General features: G+C 56.8%; 16 protein-coding genes. All 16 read left to right on the plus strand.

Going from position 1 to position 19,782, the window contains the following annotated elements; genetic code table 11:
* The first annotated feature begins 11 nt into the window (after positions 1-11).
* Positions 12-815: a hypothetical protein gene (locus K2Q04_RS20630; RefSeq protein WP_291167098.1), complete on the plus strand. Its 804-nt coding sequence runs from the start codon at positions 12-14 to the stop codon at positions 813-815.
* Between the two features lie 135 nt (positions 816-950).
* Positions 951-2,069, plus strand: a complete 1,119-nt coding sequence (locus K2Q04_RS20635) for an NAD(P)/FAD-dependent oxidoreductase (RefSeq protein WP_291167100.1) — start codon at positions 951-953, stop codon at positions 2,067-2,069.
* A 267-nt stretch (positions 2,070-2,336) separates the two neighbouring features.
* Entirely contained in the window at positions 2,337-3,089 is a 753-nt protein-coding gene (locus tag K2Q04_RS20640; protein ID WP_291167102.1) for a WecB/TagA/CpsF family glycosyltransferase, read from the plus strand.
* A 68-nt stretch (positions 3,090-3,157) separates the two neighbouring features.
* Positions 3,158-4,369, plus strand: a complete 1,212-nt coding sequence (locus tag K2Q04_RS20645; RefSeq protein ID WP_291167104.1) for a glycosyltransferase family 2 protein — start codon at positions 3,158-3,160, stop codon at positions 4,367-4,369.
* A gap of 133 nt (positions 4,370-4,502) precedes the next feature.
* Positions 4,503-6,020, plus strand: a complete 1,518-nt coding sequence (locus K2Q04_RS20650) for a DUF4038 domain-containing protein (RefSeq protein WP_291167106.1) — start codon at positions 4,503-4,505, stop codon at positions 6,018-6,020.
* Between the two features lie 600 nt (positions 6,021-6,620).
* The gene (locus K2Q04_RS20655; RefSeq protein ID WP_291167108.1) at positions 6,621-7,688 is read left to right on the plus strand and encodes a hypothetical protein; all 1,068 of its coding nucleotides are present in this window, start codon (positions 6,621-6,623) and stop codon (positions 7,686-7,688) included.
* Positions 7,675-8,595: a glycosyltransferase family 2 protein gene (locus tag K2Q04_RS20660; RefSeq protein ID WP_291167110.1), complete on the plus strand. Its 921-nt coding sequence runs from the start codon at positions 7,675-7,677 to the stop codon at positions 8,593-8,595. Before K2Q04_RS20655 ends, K2Q04_RS20660 begins: the two co-directional genes overlap by 14 nt.
* A 119-nt stretch (positions 8,596-8,714) precedes the next feature.
* Positions 8,715-9,767, plus strand: coding sequence for an NAD(P)-dependent oxidoreductase (locus tag K2Q04_RS20665; protein ID WP_291167112.1), 1,053 nt, complete (start codon positions 8,715-8,717; stop codon positions 9,765-9,767).
* Positions 9,768-9,854: 87 nt separating this feature from the next.
* A complete protein-coding gene (rfbC, locus tag K2Q04_RS20670) occupies positions 9,855-10,421 on the plus strand; it encodes a dTDP-4-dehydrorhamnose 3,5-epimerase (RefSeq protein WP_291167114.1) in 567 nt (188 codons plus the stop codon).
* Positions 10,422-10,485: 64 nt separating this feature from the next.
* Positions 10,486-11,811, plus strand: a complete 1,326-nt coding sequence (locus K2Q04_RS20675; RefSeq protein ID WP_291167116.1) for a Gfo/Idh/MocA family oxidoreductase — start codon at positions 10,486-10,488, stop codon at positions 11,809-11,811.
* Positions 11,812-11,885: 74 nt separating this feature from the next.
* The gene (locus K2Q04_RS20680) at positions 11,886-12,671 is read left to right on the plus strand and encodes a sugar phosphate nucleotidyltransferase (RefSeq protein ID WP_291167118.1); all 786 of its coding nucleotides are present in this window, start codon (positions 11,886-11,888) and stop codon (positions 12,669-12,671) included.
* A gap of 9 nt (positions 12,672-12,680) precedes the next feature.
* On the plus strand, positions 12,681-13,334 hold the full coding sequence (locus K2Q04_RS20685; protein WP_291167120.1) for a PIG-L deacetylase family protein: 654 nt from the start codon (positions 12,681-12,683) through the stop codon (positions 13,332-13,334).
* Positions 13,335-13,662: 328 nt separating this feature from the next.
* Positions 13,663-14,772 carry an acyltransferase gene (locus tag K2Q04_RS20690; protein WP_291167122.1) on the plus strand — a complete coding sequence of 370 codons (1,110 nt, stop codon included), beginning with the start codon at positions 13,663-13,665 and terminating at the stop codon, positions 14,770-14,772.
* A 29-nt stretch (positions 14,773-14,801) separates the two neighbouring features.
* Complete coding sequence (locus K2Q04_RS20695) at positions 14,802-15,935, plus strand: acyltransferase (RefSeq protein WP_291167124.1); 1,134 nt, start codon at positions 14,802-14,804, stop codon at positions 15,933-15,935.
* Positions 15,936-16,236: 301 nt separating this feature from the next.
* Entirely contained in the window at positions 16,237-18,423 is a 2,187-nt protein-coding gene (locus K2Q04_RS20700) for an AAA family ATPase (RefSeq protein ID WP_291167127.1), read from the plus strand.
* 411 nt (positions 18,424-18,834) lie between these two features.
* Positions 18,835-19,782: polysaccharide biosynthesis/export family protein (locus K2Q04_RS20705; RefSeq protein WP_291167129.1), on the plus strand; the 948-nt coding region annotated here is incomplete at its 3' end.

Consider the following 19,782-nt stretch of genomic DNA (forward strand, 5'->3'; position numbering starts at 1 on the left):
GGGAGTGAACGATGATCCATTTTGTTACTGTGCATTGGAAGTCCGATTTCTGGATCGAGCCTCAACTTCGCCAGATCGGGTTATTCACGACGAGCCCCTACAGAGTCTATTCATTTTTCACTGGCCTCGACATCGCGCCATATGCATCCAGTTTTTATTATGCGTCCGACTCCGATGTTGCTGACCACGCCACCAAGCTCAATCAACTTGCTGAGATAGCCTGCGCCGGCGCAGAAGGTCCGGATGATCTGCTCGTCTTTCTGGATAGCGACGCATTTCCGATTGTGCCCTGGGAAGATTTTGTACGTCAAAAGCTGCAATCAAACAGGTTGGTGGCAGTACGCCGCGAAGAGAACCTCGGCGATCCTCAGCCACACCCCTGCTTCTGCGTGACTACAGTCAAATTCTGGAAGGAGAAGAAGGGAGATTGGAGCAAGGGCTACAAATGGAAGAACAGCGCTGGAAATTTTGTCACTGACGTTGGAGGCAACTTACTATTGACGCTGCAGTCGGAGGCGATGCCTTGGCACGCCCTGTTGCGCAGCAACGCTGTGAACCTGCATCCGCTGTTTTTCGGCATCTACGGAGATCTCGTCTACCACCATGGAGCAGGTAGCCGGAAGTCGTCATCTAGGCTCGACCGGGATATCGTTGAGAAGAAAACGAACAAGGCGATCAAGTTTTTTGCGAAAATGCCGGGGCTGAAAAAGATGTTGGTCAATCGGCGGGCGAAGGCAAACGCGGATATGAGCCTGAGGATCATGGAGCAGATTCGGGACGACCCAGACTTCTATAAGAGCCTGTCCGGCGTTTGATCATCCGCTCCAGGCGGCCTGCGGTACGTTGCCAGCTTCACCTTCACGATAGTCGCGAAAGCCGTTTGAATTCCCGGGCAAATCCCGCCACGATCCGTCGGGAGCGCGAAACAAGCGGGGAGAGGCATTTCTACAATGCCAGTCGAAGTCGAAACGGTGGTCATCGGAGCCGGCGTCGTCGGTCTCGCCATCGCAGCCGAACTCGCGAGCCTCGGACAGGACGTTCTTGTCCTCGAGCGGCATCATACGTTCGGCACCGAGACGTCTTCGCGAAATTCCGAAGTGATCCACGCTGGAATTTATTACCCGGAAGGGTCGCTGCGAGCCAAGCTCTGCGTCGAGGGCCGCGAGCGCCTCTACGCATTCGCTGAAGACTACAAGGTGCCGGTCAACCGTTGCGGCAAACTTCTCGTCGCAACGAGCGAAGCGGAAATCGAACAGCTCGCGGCCATCGAAGTGAAGGCCGCCCGCAACGGTGTCCACGATCTCACCCGTTTGACGGCGACGGAAATCCACCGCCTGGAACCGGATATTCGTTGCGCTGCCGCCACCGTGTCGCCGTCAACCGGGGTAATCGATAGCCACCTCTTCATGGCGGCACTCGAAACCCGTCTTCTCGATGCTGGCGGCCAAATGGCCTTCAACTCCGAAGTCGTCGGCGCAAAGACGATCGCCGAGGGCGAATTCCAGCTGTCCATCCTATCGGCGAACGAGGTCTCCGAACTCTCGTGTGCTCGCCTCATCAACGCCGCCGGATTGAGCGCGACGCGCGTCGGGGGAATGCTTGAGTCCGCGAAGTCCGAATACGTGGTGCCGAGCCTCTATCCGGCAAAAGGCCATTACTTCGCACTGTCCGCGCGGGCGCCCTTCAAACATCTCGTTTATCCGATGCCGACGCCCGACGCCCTCGGCATCCATTTGACGCTCGACATATCAGGCGGCGCAAGATTTGGGCCCGACATCCTTTGGCGGGACGACATCGATTATACGTTCGTCGGCGTGGACGCGCGGCGCGAGATTTTCGCGAAAGAGATAAAGCGGTATTGGCCGGCGCTCCCCGAAGGCGCGCTCATTCCCGCGTATACCGGAATTCGCCCGAAGATTTATTCGGAGGGCATGCCGCCCGCCGACTTTGCGATCCACGGTGAACAGCAACACGGAATTCGAGGCTTCGTCGGACTCTACGGCATCGAAAGCCCGGGGCTCACGTCATCACTGGCGATTGCCGCGTATGTACAGAGCTTGCTGAATTGAGGCTGTTGGCCTCGCGATCCGCTGCGTTGCGACGCCGAGCGAAAACAACGCGCGACCGCTCTATAAACTCCCAAAAAAACATCTGAGTGCCCGGTATTTGATCTGTGCACGCCGCGTCGATTGCGGCAGTCTCATGTCAATCGGGCTTGCCCCAGAACGCCGGCCAATTAACCTGTCGCGCAAGTCGCCAATTCAAAAGCCATCTTCTTCTTGTTAATTTGCCGCGAAAAGGCGAAGAAATAACCAATTCGTCGGCGGGGGAGACGTATGGCGGCGCCCAACAGAGCGGACTTTCTCGGTCTCCAATTCGACGGAGGTTCAACCGAGACTGCAATCGAAGAAATATTGGGCGCCGATGGAACGCCGTTCATATATGTCGTGACACCCAATGTGCAGCACGTCGTCGAAATTCATGAGCAGGGAGAAGAACTAAGGGCCAAATACGCTGCGGCATGGCGAGTTTATTGCGATAGCCGAGTGCTCGGTAAATTGGCCCGATTGTGCGGGGCGAAGCTCGATGTCGTAACCGGCAGCGATCTGACCGCCGGCCTTTTAGCGCGAGCATCCGAGCTGGGAAGGAAAATCGCAATCGTCGGGCCGAGCGCTTCGGACTGCGCCATCATCGGCCGTCGTTTTCCGGGCCTCGAAATTGCCTCGTACACGCCGCCGATGGGCTTCATTTCCTCCGACGCCGAGGTGGAGAAGTGCATCGCGTTCATATTGGGTGCCGGCGCGGACATCACGTTTTTGGCTATAGGATCGCCGCAACAGGAGATTTTGGCATATCGGCTCCTTAAGAATCCGGAGGCGAGGGGCGTGGCGCTTTGCATCGGTGCATCGATAGATTTTCTCACCGGGAAACAGCAGAGGGCTCCGCTTTGGGTTCAGCAATCGGGTCTCGAATGGCTGCATCGCCTGTTATCGGATCCCAAACGCCTCGCGAAGCGATACCTGGTCAAATGCCCGAAGATCTTCGGCCTCGTTGTCGCGCAAATGATGAATCCGCGATTTCGCTCATGATTACGAAACGTAGCTCTAGGTTCTTTGCAAATAATATGTACACTGGCTTTGTGAATGAATAGCGCTTGATGGTTTTCCCCGAAATGTCTGTTGCCGCCAATGCGTTGGTTTCGGGAGCCCTAGGCGCGATTGCGTTGCTCATTAGCATTCCCGTTTTTGTTCTCCTGACAGAAGTCCTCGCAGCCATTCCGAGAAGAAACTCCGGCCGCAAACCCAATTCCGTTAGCACCTCTCTAGCCGTACTCGTTCCCGCTCACAATGAGGGAGCAAGCATCCTTCCGACATTGAATGACATTTTGGCTGAGATCGGCCCGGGTAATCGTCTGCTGGTTGTCGCAGACAATTGTTCGGACGATACGGCGGAGGTCGCTCGCGCAGCAGGAGCGGAAGTCATCGAACGTCGAGATGACAAAAACCGCGGAAAAGGTCACGCGCTTGACTATGGAATTCGCCATCTCGGAGCGGCAGCCCCTGAGGTCGTGATTATTGTGGATGCAGACTGTCGCCTGGAGACTGGCGCCATCGATATTCTGGCCGAACGTGCGGTCTCGACCGGCCGGCCAATTCAAGCCCTCTATCTAATGCATGCGCCGGATGGTTCGTCCGTCGACGAACAAGTCTCGGAATTCACGTGGCGGTTAAAGAATTGGGTGCGTCCGCTTGGCCTCACGAACCTCGGTCTCCCGTGTCAGCTGGTGGGCACGGGAATGGCATTTCCGTGGAGCGCCCTGAGCTCGGCCAACCTCGCAACCGGCGCGTTGACCGAGGATCTGAAGCTTGGGCTCGACCTCGCCATCAAAGGGCACTTGCCGCTATTTTGCCCGTCCGCGGTCGTGACAAGCCATTTCGCTTCGTCGTCACATGGACGCAATACGCAACAGCAGCGTTGGGAGCAGGGCCACAGAGAGCTGATTTTCTCGACCGTTCCGCGTGCTTTGTCGTCAGCAGTTTCTCGCCGCGATTGGCGATTGATGTCGATGGCCCTGGACTTGGCCGTGCCGCCCATTTTTCTTCTCGCTCTATTGTTGTCGGCGGCCCTCGCGATCACGGCAGCGGCAGCAGCATTCGGCCAATCGGTCATCCCTTTTTACATCAGTTCCACAGCCGTCGCGGCGCTGGCGCTGAGTATCGTGATTGCCTGGTTCCGCTACGGCCGCGATGCGTTGCCGCCCAGATCCCTGGTGTCGATCGTTCCCTACATTTACTCGAAGCTGCGTCAATACATTCGGATTCTTGGCGGTAGCCGCGCCACGACCTGGGTGAGAACGGATAGGAGCTGACAATATCCGTCTTCAGGTCGGCGGCGACCAAGAAGGTTTGGTATCAGATATCAGGAAACGGCATTGCGCGTTCGCGCGATGCAAATTCTGCAAAGTGAGGGCCAAGACACAACCATAATATAGCGGACGTAAAATGATCATCGGCGTCGGTGGCAGTTCGATAAAAATATCGAATTCAGTTGTTGCTCTCGCGGCAATTAGCACATTGCTATTGCTGACATTCAGCGTTCCCTCGCGATTGGTGCATCGCGCATCTCAAATAAGCTTGCACCTCTCTGCGGTCAGTTGCGGCGAAGTTGCGCCAAAAGCAACATCGAACTCCCTCGCCCCGAGCGTCGTCGACACCAGCTTCGCTTATCCGGTAGCAAGGTCAAATCGCCGGCTTATCGACCAGAACGGAAACATATTTCTGCTCAAGACGATGTCGTCTTGGGCGATGACGCAGAGATGCTCCAACGCTACGATCACAAGCGCCTTGGAGGGATTGAAATCCCTTGGCTTCAATGCCGTCACCGTGGCCCCGTTCGGAGTACACTTGAATAAGAGTTTTGGTGACCGCTACCAAAATGGAGCCGGGCAAAGGTTTTTTACAGGCGCGCCGTACGCATCCGCCTTCGGGCCAGCTTGGTCGTCAATGGACTGGGTTGTCCAGGAGGCGACGCGATTGCGCATGACAGTCGTGCTTTCCCTATTCCTCAGTTTTGGGGATACGGGAACGGTGTCGGATTTGATCAGTGCTGGATCGTCAAACGCCTATGACTTCGGCAAGACTCTCGCCCTTCGTTATGCGCAGTATCCCAACGTCATCTGGCACGTCGAAGGAGATTTCGAGTGGAGCGCCAGAGATCCAATCGGCCGGCAAGTCGACGCGATATTCCACGGCATTACGGACGAGGAAGGCTCTAGCCGCCGCTTGCAGATCGCGGAACAGCAAAAGGGATTGACCGGCTACCAACAGTTCGTTCTCTCGCAAGACGGAGAAGGCGGTTACCAGTGGTTCAAGCCGAGCACCAACACGCTGTACCACTACGGGAGCAATTCTGTTGAATTGTTCGATGCCGTATATGGAGAAGCCGGAGCCGGCAATGACGGGGTCATTGACATCGAACCCCCTTACGTCAATTCGCCTCATTATAACGGCAACAAAGACCAGCAGTACCGCGAAAGAAATTATTCGATTTTCCTGCGTGGTGGCATCGGGATTAATTTCGGTCACGAGAAATGGTGGCCGTTTGGCGCTGCCGGCATCTACGATGGTGGCGCGAGATGGCACGAAATTCTCGATGAAGCGCCGCAGCTTCAGGCCAAATACGCTTGGTCGTTGATTGACAAGTATGTCGTCGATCCGTCTTGGAACCGCGATGACGGCAACTTCGTCAAGTTGGGCATCGGCGAAGGCGATACGAAAGCCGCATCCGGATATTCGAAACTCGCAGCGGTTGCTTACTTTCCCACGGGCCGTCCGGTAACGGTTGATACGACTGTGATCGCGGGCGCGATAAACGTGAAATTGAGTTGGTATGATCCAACGACCGGCAAGTATCACCTTATTTCGGAATCCGAAGCCCCTATGGCGACCCGGTCAGTCGAGTTCCCGGAGGCCCACCCGGACGGCTCAGCCGACTGGATCCTCATCGCGGAAAGAGCGTAGTCGTCAACGCATGCGCGCGACCCTGGCTAGTGCGCGGGGTGCGGGGACATGGTCCGTGTACAGAATTGGTATTGTCTTGTGCAATGGCGATATATCGCTGATCGTCTCCGCGCATTCCCTAGATGGCCTATATAATTCACCGTCCGCTACAACCTGTTGGAAAGCCTAATGAGTAATGAGGCCAATCATGAACAGGACCTAGGGGGTCTGAGCGGAGTGAAGCTAAAGCCTTTGTTTTAAGGCATCCGCGCGGAATGCGATTGAAATGTAAATGGCGCATTGCCGGGCCATTCAGATTTGTGGCGCCGAAATGAACGGGTCGCGGTTACCATTATTCTCGGGGTGGCCTTTACTCAAAAACGTACACACCGTATCGTCTTCTTAACAAATATCCGAATTTAGGGCGGATTTCTATTCATCTGGGAAATCGTGACAACGACTAGCTCAACTGTCGCCTCGATGCGGTCATCCGGCTGTAGGGCCTGGGGCGCCTCGATGCGGACTTGGCTAGCCGAGAGGAGTGGCACGTAAAAGGTCGAGTAGGCGGCCCTGAGTGTTCTCGGCCGTCATCGTCGAGCCCCGGTGTCAGGAGGCAACGACATGCGAGAAGGAAGCCTTCACAGAGGCGACATCGTCGAAGTGCGCAGCAGCCGCGAAATACTCGCCACGCTCGATGAGCGGGGAGCGCTCGGCGCGATGTCCTTCATGCCCGAAATGATACCTTACCTGGGTCGACGCTTCACGGTGTCGGCGCGGGCGGACAAAATCTGCGACACGATCGGCAGCACGCTGCGGAGTCGTCGGATGACCGACACCGTGCTGCTCGACGACCTCCGCTGCGATGGAGCCGCTCACGGCGGCTGTCAGGCCGACTGCCGCATCTACTGGAAAGAGGCGTGGCTGAAGAAGGTCGACACGCTCGACGCCCCGGCCATCGCGCAGAATGCGGCTGACGTAGCCGCGCTACGGACGCGCATTGAACCGAACGTCAGGACCTCCGGTGAGGGTGAAGGCGACGACGTCCGCTGGAAGTGCCAGGTGACCGAGGCCAACAGAGCGTCGGAGCCGCTTTCGAACACCGACCCGCGTCCCTACTTCAACGAGTTGAGATCGGGCAACGTAGGGCCGCTGAAGTTCGCGAAGGTGATGACGCTTGCGGCCTACATGCAGCCGCTTCACCGTCTCAAGCTTTTGCGCCGGCCGAAGGGGCGGAACGACAAGCCGCCGCGGCGACCCGAGCCTCTCAACCTCCAGCCGGGTGAATGGGTACGCGTAAAGTCGCTGGGGGAGATCGAGGAGACTCTTACGACGCACGGCAGTAACCGCGGTCTCACCTTCGACATCGAGATGGTTGCGTTCTGTGGTCGGCTATTTCAGGTGCGGGGGCGCGTCACTCGGATCATCGAAGAGCATACCGGCCGCATGCTGCGTTTCCGCAACGAATGCATCAAGCTTGAGTGCGTCGTCTGCTCGGGAGAGCGCAGCACAGGGCGCTTTTTCTGTCCACGGAATATTTACCCTTATTGGCGAGAGGCATGGCTGACGCGTGCGGACGCTCCGTTGAGCACGGCAAATTTACCACATCGCCATACGGCGCCGGTAAACTGCCTCCGCGGTGAGGCCGCTGCAACGCAAGGGGAGGCGAGCGGAAGCGATGAGCGCATATGATGAGGCCGCGCCGACCGTCAGCATCTGTCTGCCGGTCTACAACGGTGAGAATTATGTGGCCGAGGCAATCGAGTCGCTGCTCGCGCAGACGTTCACCGACTTTGAACTGATTATCACCGATAACGCCTCCACCGATCGGACGGAGGAGATCTGTCGCAGGTTCGCCGCGGCTGACTCTCGCGTCCGATATTACCGTAACGCGCGCAACGTCGGCGGAGCCCGTAACCAGGAGATCGCCTGTCAGCTCTCTCGCGGTCGCTACATTCGGCTCTCGGCTCACGACGACAAGGTGGCGCCGTCTCACATCGAAGAGTGCATCGCTGTCCTCGAGCAGCGGCCAGACGCCGTCATCGCCTTCACCGGCACCATCGTGATCGACCAGGTAGGCGCTGAAGACAAACGGTACCGCTCCACGCGCGGTACGGCCGACACGCCGTCGCGCCGCTTCCGCGAGTTGCTTTTTCGCGACCACAATTGCGATGCCATCTATGGCGTGATGCGCGGCGATGTTCTGCGCAGCGTCGAGCCGATGGAGAACTTCATCGACGGCGACAAGGTATTCCTGAGCCGCTTAGCATTTCGCGGGCCCTTCGTGTCGATTGACCGGCCGCTGTTCTACAAGCGCTACCACCCGAAGAACTGGGTCGGCAATTGGCGCGACCGGATGGCTTGGTACAACCCGCAAGCCAAGGGCAAAGTCTCGTTTCCGAACTGGCTCGAGCTGTTCAGCTTCTGCAACGCAATCGCGACTGCGCCCATTCCGCTGCGGGAGAAGTTGCGCTGCGGAGGGAGCATGGTGCACTGGGTCGTGCGCTACTCACCAGGCTTAGTGAAGGACCTGCTTGTTGCGGTCGGCTCACTGGTGCCGCGGGCACGGCCCCGGGAGGGCATCTATAATTGGGAGTAGAGGCCCGGGGAGGGGCGTTTACTGCTGTTAATGCGATCTCAAGCGTCCGGCGGCATCCGATTTGCATGGCTTGACGGTACGGCATTTCTAAACATCGATCAGTGTACCAGAGTAATCGCGTGAAAATATTTCTGACCGGCCACAAGGGCTATATCGGCACAGTGATGACGCCGGCCCTCCTCGCTGCAGGACACAGTGTTACGGGTTGCGACAGCGATCTTTATGAGCGCTGTACCTTCGCCAACGGCGGAAAGATCGTCGATATTCCGTCGATCCGAAAGGACATCCGAGATCTTGAACCGGCCGACCTGGCTGGGTTCGACGCCGTCGTTCACCTTGCGGCGCTTTCCAACGATCCGTTGAGCGATCTCAACCGAGATACAACGTATGCGATCAATCATCGTGGCAGCGTGCATGTTGCGGAGGTTGCCAAGAGTGCAGGGGTCGGACGTTTCGTCATGGCTTCTTCATGCAGCAATTACGGATTGGCGGGCGACGACTTCGTTGACGAGACCGCCGCGCTCAATCCGGTAACGGCATACGGCGAATCGAAGGTCTGGTCCGAGCGCGACATCTCGAAATTGGCGAGTGACGATTTCTGCCCGACGTTCTTGCGCCCCGCTACCGCCTACGGACTGTCGCCAAGAATGCGCTTCGACATCGTCCTCAACAATCTCGTTGCCTGGGCCGTGACAAAGGGGCTGATCTACCTGAAGTCGGATGGCACACCCTGGCGGCCGATCGTGCATATCGAGGATATCTCGCGAGCCTTCGTTGCTGCGCTGGCGGCTCCGGCAGAGAAGGTCTTCAATCAAGCATTCAATGTCGGTAGCACGTCCGAAAACTACAGGATCAGCGAGATCGCAAACATCGTCGCCGAGGTCGTGCCGGGCTGCCGCGTCGAATTCGCGTCCGGCGCTGGTCCCGATAAGCGCTGTTATCGTGTGAACTTCGACAAAATCACTGCCGCGTTGCCCGATTTCAAACCGCAATGGACGGCGAGGGCTGGAGCCCAACAGGTTTACGACGCGTTCAAGGCATCCGGCTTGACCCTCGAAGAATTCGAGGGGCCGCGCTACCAGCGCATCGCGCACATTAGAGGCCTGTTGGCGGACGGCATCATTAATCAAGACCTTCGTCATGTGAGTGCAAAGACGGCTCTGGTGCAATAAATCAGCGCGATCGATCCGAGGCCGGAATGCACGGTGGTGCATCGCTTTCCGGAACAAGCTATCGGTCGCGATCCGAGGGAACGACGGATGATCTTCACGGAAACTAAGCTCAAAGGCGCGTTCATCATCGATCTGGAGCGCCGCGAGGATTCGCGAGGATTCTTTGCGCGCGCGTTCTGCCGGAAGGAATTCGAAAACCACGGCCTGAAACCGGATATCGCTCAGGCCAACGTTGCCTCGAACCTCAAAAAGGGAACGCTTCGCGGCATGCACTTCCAGTTTCCGCCGGCAGCGGAGACGAAACTCGTTCGCGCGACGAGAGGCGCCATTCTCGATATCATCGTCGATCTTCGGCCGGAGAGCCCCACATACCTCCGGCATATTGCCGTGGAATTAAACGAGGATAATCAGCGTGCGCTCTATGTTCCGGAGCGTTTCGCGCACGGCTACCAGGTTCTTCGCGACAACACGGATACGAGTTATCAAGTCGGCGAATTTTATTCGCCGGAAAACGAGTCCGGGTTGATGTACAATGACCCGCGGTTGGGCTTGTCCTGGCCGCTGGAAGTCAGCGTCATTTCGGAAAAAGATCAGAAGTTCTCAAGTCTCGACGACGTCGAGGCGACTGTGAAGAGACGGATGACTGTAGCCTGATGTCGGCGCGCTGAGATCAGGAGAGTTCGCAGCCGGACGACGGCGGCGATGGAGGAAAGGCCACATGTATCTTATCGATACGGCGCTGAAACAGCGGCAAGCGGAAGGACGCCCGATCCGCGTCGGCATCGTCGGCGCTGGCTTCATGTGTCAGGGGCTGACCAACCAGATTACGAATAGCGTCCCGGCTATGCGTGTCGTCGCAATCTCCAATCGCAAAGTGAACAGAGCCGTTGACGTATTCCGCTACGCCGGGCGCGATAACCCGGCGATCGTCGAAACGCAGCGAAAGCTCGACGAGGCTATTGAGGCGGGTGTGCCTGCCGCAACCGAAGATGCGATGCTGCTGGCTCGTTCTCCCCATATCGACGTCATCGTGGAGGTGACCGGCGCCGTCGAGTTTGGAGCCCGCGTCATTCTCGAAGCATTCAAGCACGGCAAAGACGTCGTGCTGATGAACGCCGAGGTCGACGCAACGATTGGCCCGATCCTCCAGGTCTACGCCAAGAAATACAACGTCGTTCTTTCCGCCTGCGACGGCGACGAGCCCGGCGTCCAGATGAACCTCTATCGTTGGGTCGTGGGCCTTGGCTTGATCCCGCGTGTTATTGGAAATGTGAAAGGTCTTCAGGATCCCTATCGCAATCCGACGACACAGAAAGGCTTCGCCGAGCGTTGGGGTCAGAACGCGGCGATGGTGACGAGCTTCGCCGACGGTTCGAAAATCAGCTTTGAGCAGACGATCGTCGCCAATGCGACGGGCTTCAAAGTGAAGTCTCGCGGGATGTCGCGGGGCCTTGAATACCGTGACGACATCATGCAGATCGGCAAGATCTACGACATCGACGAGATCCGCCAGATCGGCGGCATTATCGATTACGTGGTCGGGACGCCGCTGACGAAAGTCTACGTTCTGGCGGAGCATACCGACCCCAAGCAGCAGCACTATCTGAACCTCTACAAGATGGGTGAGGGGCCGCTGTACTCGTTCTTCGTTCCCTATCATCTCGTGCATTTCGAGGTCCCGAATGCGATCGCTCGGGCCGTTCTCTTCCGGGATTCGCTGGCGCCGCCTCTGGGTGGACCGGTGGTCGAGGTTTGCGCGGTCGCGAAGCAGGATCTCAAAACCGGCACCGAGCTCGACGGCTACGGCATGTACATGACCTACGGCGAGGCCGTTAATGTCGATGAGATGAGCCGTGGAAGATATCTGCCGGAAGGACTGGTCGAGGGCTGCAAGCTCAAGCGCGACATACCGAAGGATACGGTCCTGACTTACGATGACGTGATACTACCGCCGGACCGATTGGCGGATAGGCTGCGTGCTGAGCAGTATCGCCACTTCCGCGGCGAGACCTGGTTGGATGACCGGCTCAAGATCGCGGCTTGATGAACGTAGTTTCGGTGTGAGATCGTTGCGCGAAGGCTAGGGCAAAAAATGCTTACGAAAAGCGGGCGGCAAGAATGAAGGTCGTTCTTTTCTGCGGCGGGCTCGGTACGCGCATCCGCGACTATTCGGAAGCAATTCCGAAGCCGATGATCCCGGTCGGCCATCAGCCGATATTACTGCACATCATGCAGTACTACAGCAATTTCGGGCATCGCGATTTCATCCTGTGCCTCGGTTACAAGGCGAACGTCATCCGCGAATATTTTCGCGATTTTGATCCCTCCGCCTACAGTGACTGCGTCATCTCGGAGTTCGGCAAGAAAGTCGAAGTCCTTGGGCCCCGCCCGCCCGACTGGCGTATTTCCCTCGTCGACACCGGAATTTGGCGCAACATCGGGCAGCGCTTGATGGTTGTGAAGCACCTCGTTCAGAACGAGGAGTATTTTCTGGCAAACTACAGCGACGGCCTGACAGACGCTCCGATCCCCGAAATGATCGATCGCCTGAAAAAAAGCGGCGCCGTGGGATTGTTCGTGGCTGTTCGCCCGCCGTTCAACTTTCACCTTGCGGAATTCGGCGACGACGGCCTGGTCAACCGCATGCGGTCGAACCAGCAAAGCGATATCTGGATCAACGGCGGATACTTCGTATTTTCCAATAAGATCTTCGACTACATACAAGACGGGGACGAATTGGTTCTGGAGCCCTTCAATCGTTTGATTGCGGAGCGACGGCTCATCGCTTTCAAGCACGAAGGATTTTGGCGGGCCATGGACACGCTGCAGGATAAGCGCATGCTCGAAGAAATGGTCGAGAAGGGCAGCATGCCCTGGCGTATGCATTCGAACGCCGCCGAGTAGGGACACCAGATGCTTCCGTTCAAGCTGCCGGCCGCAGGGGCTCAGCTCACCGTTTTGTGCCTTGGCGCGCATTCCGACGACATCGAGATCGGCGCCGGCGCCACTCTGCTGCAATGGATTGCCGAAGGCGCCAAGCTGAACGTTATTTGGTGCGTCTTCAGCGGGATCGGCGATCGTGAGGGCGAAGCACGAGGATCAGCCGAGGCTTTTCTGCAAGGCGCGGCAGGCAGCACCATCGAGGTGATGTCGTTCAAGGACGGGTTTTTCCCAACGCAGGGCGAGGAAATCAAGGAGGCGTTCGAAGCGCTGAAATCGCGTTTCAATCCGGACCTGATTTTGACGCATCGGCGCGACGACGCGCATCAGGATCATCGGGAGGTCTGCCGCCACACGTGGAATACGTTTCGCGACCACCTGATACTTGAATATGAAATTCCGAAATGGGACGGCGATTTGGGTCAGCCCAATTTGTACGTTCCGGTCGCGACGCCCATTTTGGATCGCAAAATCGAACTGCTGATGAAGCATTTCGGCACGCAGCGTTCCAAGCACTGGTTCGACGACGAGACGTTTCGCGGGCTTGCCCGATTGCGGGGCTTAGAGTGCCGAGCGGCTGAGCGTTATGCGGAAGCCTTCGTGGCTCGCAAACTGATCGTCGCGTAGAAACGGTTGCGACCTACAACTTATGAGTGACTGCCACACGGGGCAATGGAATTGCAGACGTTCGTCCTGGCCAATTGAATAACGCAATACTCGGCGTGAATGGCGAGGTGTGCGACTTCATATTGATGTCGCCATTGACGTCCTCGCGTAGAGCGGCCGCGCTTCTCAACGGGTTCAACGCATTGGCGTAAATTGGCCACGCTATCTGTTGTCAGATTTCAACTGCCTCGTAAGGCATTAAAATTGCAATACTCGAAGATCTGCCCACCGGTTATGGGCCCCTGATAAAAGAGATTCCTCTAGCCATGCTTTCTGGATCGATACGCGTATGAGCAAGGCACACGCGCTCAGCATCCCATCGCTTGATGGAATCCGGGCCATCTCTGTTCTGATCGTTGTTTTGTCTCACTCGGGCTTCGTGGCAGTCCCGGGCGGCCTCGGCGTCACGATATTCTTCTTCTTAAGCGGATACCTGATCACGACCCTCATGCTCGCCGAGCATGAGCGAACCGGCGAAATCGATATTTTGAAGTTCTATGCGCGTCGTGTGTTCCGATTGATGCCGCCGCTGTTGATCATTCTCGCGATCGCCTACAGCCTCACATACGTCGGATGGCTGCAAGGGGGCATATCGGTGTACGGCCTGGCGGCCCAAGTTACGTATTTCGCCAATTACTACGGCATATTTTTTGATCCGGGAAACTCGGTTCCGGATGGCACGGGCATCCTTTGGTCGCTCGCGGTTGAAGAGCACTTCTACATTTTTTACCCGCTTTTTATGTCGTTGCTGCTGGGAAGCGGCATTCGTCTCCGCACGGTTGGTGTGCTGCTCGGCCTCGGCTGCCTCGCGATCCTGGCTTGGCGCATCCACCTCATCTACTCTCCGGGCTTCATGCCCCTTCGAACCTATTACGCCTCGGACACGCGCATCGACTCGATCATTTACGGGTGCATCCTGGCGGTCGTCGCCAACCCCGTCAAAGCCCTGCAACGAGGTGGGGCGATGTCTCCAAATCAATGGGCGATGTTGGCAATCGCGGGATGCACGTTATTGGGAACGTTGCTTTATCGCGATGAAGCGTTTCGGGAAGGGATCCGCTACAGCCTCCAGGGCCTCGCCCTGATGCCGATATTCTATTTTGCGATCCGGTTCTCCGATCGTGAGCCGTTCCTGTTCTTGAATTGGCCTTGGGTAAAGAAAATCGGCGTCTACTCTTATGCCATCTACCTGAGCCATTACGTGGTGATCAGACTGTTCGCGGCAAACTTCCCCGCAATCGCCGCGAAGCCCTACATCATGTTTCCGATCGCTATTTTGGTCTCGATCGCTTTCGCGGCAGCCATTGATCGCTTCGTTGATCCCTATTTCAGACAGCTTAGGCGGCAGTTCCGGCCGGGGACTGTTCCAAGACCGGCTGTTCTAAGCGCCAGCGAGTGACTGATGGAAAGATATAACCCCATCGAACAATGACAAAAGCAACGTCAATTGGCGTATGGGATGCCGGCCGTTTTGCGATGATAGACGGGCTCCGCGGCATCGCGGCCCTCGCGGTCTTTCTTTATCACTGCAACGAAGGTCATCACCTTACGAACCTGATGGCGGCCGCTCCCGCTTGGTTCGAATGGATTGTCCGGCAAGGACACCTTGGTATCGCGATCTTTTTCGTCCTGAGCGGTTTCGTCATATCGCACTCGCTGCGCCCGTATTCAGTCACAGCTCCTGTCGTAGCCAGGTTTTTGCTTCGCAGATCCGTCCGGTTGGATCCGCCATACTGGTTCGCGATCGCACTTACGATCGGCATGGCCGCCCTTTCGGCGCACGTCGTCCAAGGCAAGGAGCCACTATCGATTTCGATGGGGCAACTCGTTGCGCACGTCTTCTATTTGCAGGAAGCGCTTGGATTCCGCGAAATCGGTCCGATCTTTTGGACGCTTTGCCAAGAGGTGCAGTTCTACCTGATATATGCGCTTCTTCTAGCTGCAACACGAAACGATCCAGCCCGAAGCATGCAGGGCGGCGCGACCGCCATCGGCGTAGCGGTGGCGGCTCTGATAAGTTTGCTCTGGCCGCTGGGGATCGTCACCTGGGAGCCGTGGCGCGGCAGCTTTCTTCCGCTATGGCACTGCTTCCTGCTGGGCGCCGGCGCCTATTGGATGTGGCAATACCCGCAGATGGCCGTCTATTATTTTTCGTATGTCGCAATACTGACATTGTCCGCGGCCTTCAAACTTGACGAAGTGACCTTGGCCGCCGGGCTGACGGCGATGACGTTGTGGTATGCGACCACGACGGGCGGGATTTATCGTTGGTTCAGTTGGCGTTGGCTGCAGTTTCTGGGCCTGATCTCTTACTCTCTTTATCTCACCCACAATCCTGTTTCCGGCGCTCTGTTCCGCATCGGCTACGGCCTCACGGGCCGGTCGGCTCTGACCGAGGCCTTCTGGTGGGCGATGGTGATCCTGGGGTGCATCCTGTTTTCAGCAGGAATGTGGTGGCTGATCGAGCGGCTGAGTTTGGCGTTGGCCAAGCGCATCAATCTCGTGGCGAAGAAGCCGGCGTCATCGCCGCTGCTCCTGGCCGACGCCGCACGAACAGAATGATCGCCGCAATTAAGCTGCTGGCAATCGGCGGCGCTCGTTCAGGTTTGTAATCTGCGAACCGGCTGTCGACCTAACTGTCCGCAGAAAGACCATCATATCGATCCATTTTAGGACAGCGTCCGAAAATGTTGCACTTGCCTGAGCCCCAACAAGTGCGCCCGGCATTCGACACCAATCAGGCACAGAAGATGCAAGAGACCAGGAAAGTGCGCCGAAAGGAAATAGTGACGCGGTCGCTCGAGCATTTGCCTCTCTATACGTAAACCACTGTTACATGTTATTCTAAAAGTGCAGGGATTAAATGCTAATGCATCGCGGCAATTCACTGGGCTTCCAGGGTAAATCCGACATCATGCTTGCAACAGACGACAATTTTTCGATCCCGGTTGAACATCAGAAATCGAGTGTTGGTCCGTTTAGTCTCTCAGATATTCGCTGGATACTGAGGCGAGGTTGGCTATTCCCCGTAGCAGGGGCGCTCGTCGGATTGCTCTTGGCTCTGACAGTTGTGGCGTTCATGCCGCAACTTTATACGAGCACCGCTCGCATTCTCGTAGACCGGAGCGTGAATAGATTTTTGCAATCCAGCAAAATTCTGGATCAACCGACTCTCGATGACGTTGATATGGCGGGCCAGTTCTACGTTCTGTCGTCGGACAGTATTATTCTACCCGTCATCCGCTCGTTGAATTTGACACAAGATCCGGAATTCGTTGGCCGGACTGCCCTGCGCGCTGCCGCGGGCGAAGCCGATGAAAATCCTTGTGCAAAGAGTTTCGGTGGTCCGTGTATTTCTTATGGCATCAGCGAGGCGAAAAATTTCTTCAAGCGGCTTATGGGTTGGAAAACCGCCTCCCCACTTGATCCGGATACCTTGCTTGAGAGGACCGCCGCCGAAGCGTTTCTGCGCCGGCTCACGATCGAGCGCGGAGACGTCAATAACGTAATCAGCATCAGCTTCAGTTCGGAAGATCCGACGAAGGCCGCAAAAATCGCCAACGCCATCGCGGACACCTATATTGCGCAATCCGGCGCGCGCAAAGTTGCGTCCAACAAGTTGGTCAACCAGTTTCTTGAGGACCGGCTGCAGGAAACGAAGCAGCAGTCGATCAATGCTGATCGGGCACTGCAGGAATTCAAAGCCGCTAACAATTTAACGAGCGTAACAACGCCCGATAACGCACTTATTGGGCGGCTGCGTTCCGAGTATGTGGACTTGGAAAGGAAGGCAACCGACATAGCGGATGCCGTCGGACCGGATCACATGGCGGTGGCGAAGCTTCGTAAGCAAATGGAAGCCTTGAATACGGCGATCCGCGCGGAAACGGAGCGGATCACGGGTTCCGAAGACTTGAACACGACGGACCCAAGACGAGAATATCACAACATCGAAGAGGACCTTGCACCGGAGCCGCCAAACGACGATCTTCTCGCTCGTTTGAACAAATTGGATAGCGCGGCACGGGCCAAGTACCGGGATCTCGATTTCACCGCGCACACGTTGCGAGTTCTGTATCACACCGATCTGCGCAAGTTCGACGAGTTGAACCAAACTCGCCCCGACACTGAGGATGCCCACATCATTACGAAGGCAGCTCCGCCCCTGCGCAAGGACTCCAATAAGTCGTTGCTGGTGCTTGGCGGCGGTATCGTCTTCGGGTTCTTGTCGGGCATCGGCGTGGTCATGGGGCGGGAATGGGCGGCGGGTGTATATCGCACTCCCGAGCAGGTGACGCGGGATACCGGCGCCTATTGCGTTATCCTTCCGACTGTCGCCATGCGCAAACGCGGGCGTCTCGACGATTACGTTCTGGACGCGCCATACTCGCGATATACCGAGGCAATTCGAAAAGTCAGAGCATCGATGCGGGCGTATCCGAGCCCGAATAGCGACAAGGTCATCGGTGTCGTTTCGTCGGTTGCGAATGAAGGCAAGACGACGGTCGCCCATAATTTCGCATCTCTCTTGAGCGCGTATTCGAGGTGCAAAACGCTGATTATCGATTGCGACCTCCACCGGCGGAACCTCACGGCTGAGTTGGCGCCGGACGCACGCGAAGGCCTATTGGAAGCTTTGGACGACCCCTCTCAATTGGCGAAGTACGTTTCGAGGCGCGAGCGATCAGGGGTGGACGTGTTGCCGTGCGCTCTTTCCGAACGCAATCCGAACGTGGCGGAGTTGCTGGGTTCGTCCCAGATGCAGAAACTGCTGGCTGTCGCCCGCGAGAATTACGATTTCATCATCATCGAGATTGCCCCGATCGTGTCTGTCGTCGACATCAAAATGATCGAGCATCTGATCGATAAATTTATCTTCGTCGTCGAGTGGGGAAAAACGAAGCGTAGTCTGGTCGAAGAGGCTCTCTCCGAAGCAGAGGTCATTCGCGATCGCATTTCGTGCATGATCCTCAACAAAGCAGACCCGGCCACACTGCGAACCATCGAATCTTACAAAGGCCGGAGGATCGGGGAGTACTTCGAGGAGTAAGATCATCTCACTGAATATCGTTTAGTGATTCGAATCCCTCCGTTCGAACTCTTTCTGACTTCTTAACAATGATGGGGCACATTCGGTTAACGCGTGGCGCCAGCATGGGCGCCACGCCCCCAACCGGCATCGTCGCGATCTTGCAGCGGACTATTCGATCTCAAATCCGTCCGTACTGAATTGAAAACAAACAGAAATTCAGTATCGCCGATCAACCCGGATTTTGCGTAGGTGAGGATGAGGCGCGCATCCGCTTGGAGCTTGTGGCGCCTCTGAGCAACACTTCGGCTGCAATCCGGTCAAAGCCCGTTTCTCTGTAGTCGAATCATTTATATCAGCGATAGCCTATGCCCGGCTTGCGTGCCGCGCATTCTAGTATTCGTTCGCAATAGGTAAGTTCGAGAGGGGGCGATGATCAGTAACTGGCCAAGGATCATCCTTCCTGTTGGGATATTCGCCATCGTCGGCATGTTGTCGGGCTGCACCCAGTTGCCCGTGGCCGGTCCTAGCTATCGCGACATAAAGAGTGGTGCAGCCACAACGTTATCCAATGGCCGAGACCCGCTCCTGGTCTACACAGCGAGCCGGGACGCCGTGGACTTCAATTATGCGCTCATCGATCTCAATCCGTTCGTTCTAAGCGTCCTTGACGGGATTTCGCCGGGTTCATTCTACGGAACCTTTGGTACGCAGCGCGGCCAGGTGCCCGTGATTAGGGTCGGGGTAGGCGACGTTGTGCAGACGTCCATTTTTGAATCGTCAGCAGGCGGCCTTTTTGTCTCTGGGGATGCGGCAGGTCGTGTAGGAAACTACGTTACGCTCCCACCCCAAACAGTCAGCGGCAACGGAACAATTTCGATTCCGTACGCGGGCCAAGTTAAAGCCGCCGGGCGAACATCGTACGAAATTCAGCGCGATATCGAGGCTAAGCTCGCCACTCGCGCTATCGAGCCTCAGGTTGTCATCAACATAACCGAGCAGAATGCGGATGCCGCTATCGTTATTGGCGACGCTGGGCAAGGCAGGATCAAGCTCACCGGCTCCGGCGAGCGCATATTGGACATGATCTCGAAAGCGGGTAGCGCAGCAGGTGGTGGCGGCGGTGGTACCGGCGGCAAGCTTGCGCCATATGATCTGGAAATAACGCTACAGCGTAAGAATCGGATCGGAACGGTCCGTCTCTCGAACATCATCGATAATCCAAGTGAGAACATATACGTCAACGCCGGCGACGTCATTTATGTTCATCGGCGTCCAAGAACGTTCGTAGCGTTTGGCGCGTTAGGAAATGCTACGGGTGGGACGACAATTGGTGGCGGTGATGTCTCCGGTTTGGATGGCATCTTCCAGTTTGGTCAA

This window comes from Hyphomicrobium sp., from assembly GCF_019753045.1.
Lineage (GTDB): Bacteria > Pseudomonadota > Alphaproteobacteria > Rhizobiales > Hyphomicrobiaceae > Hyphomicrobium_B.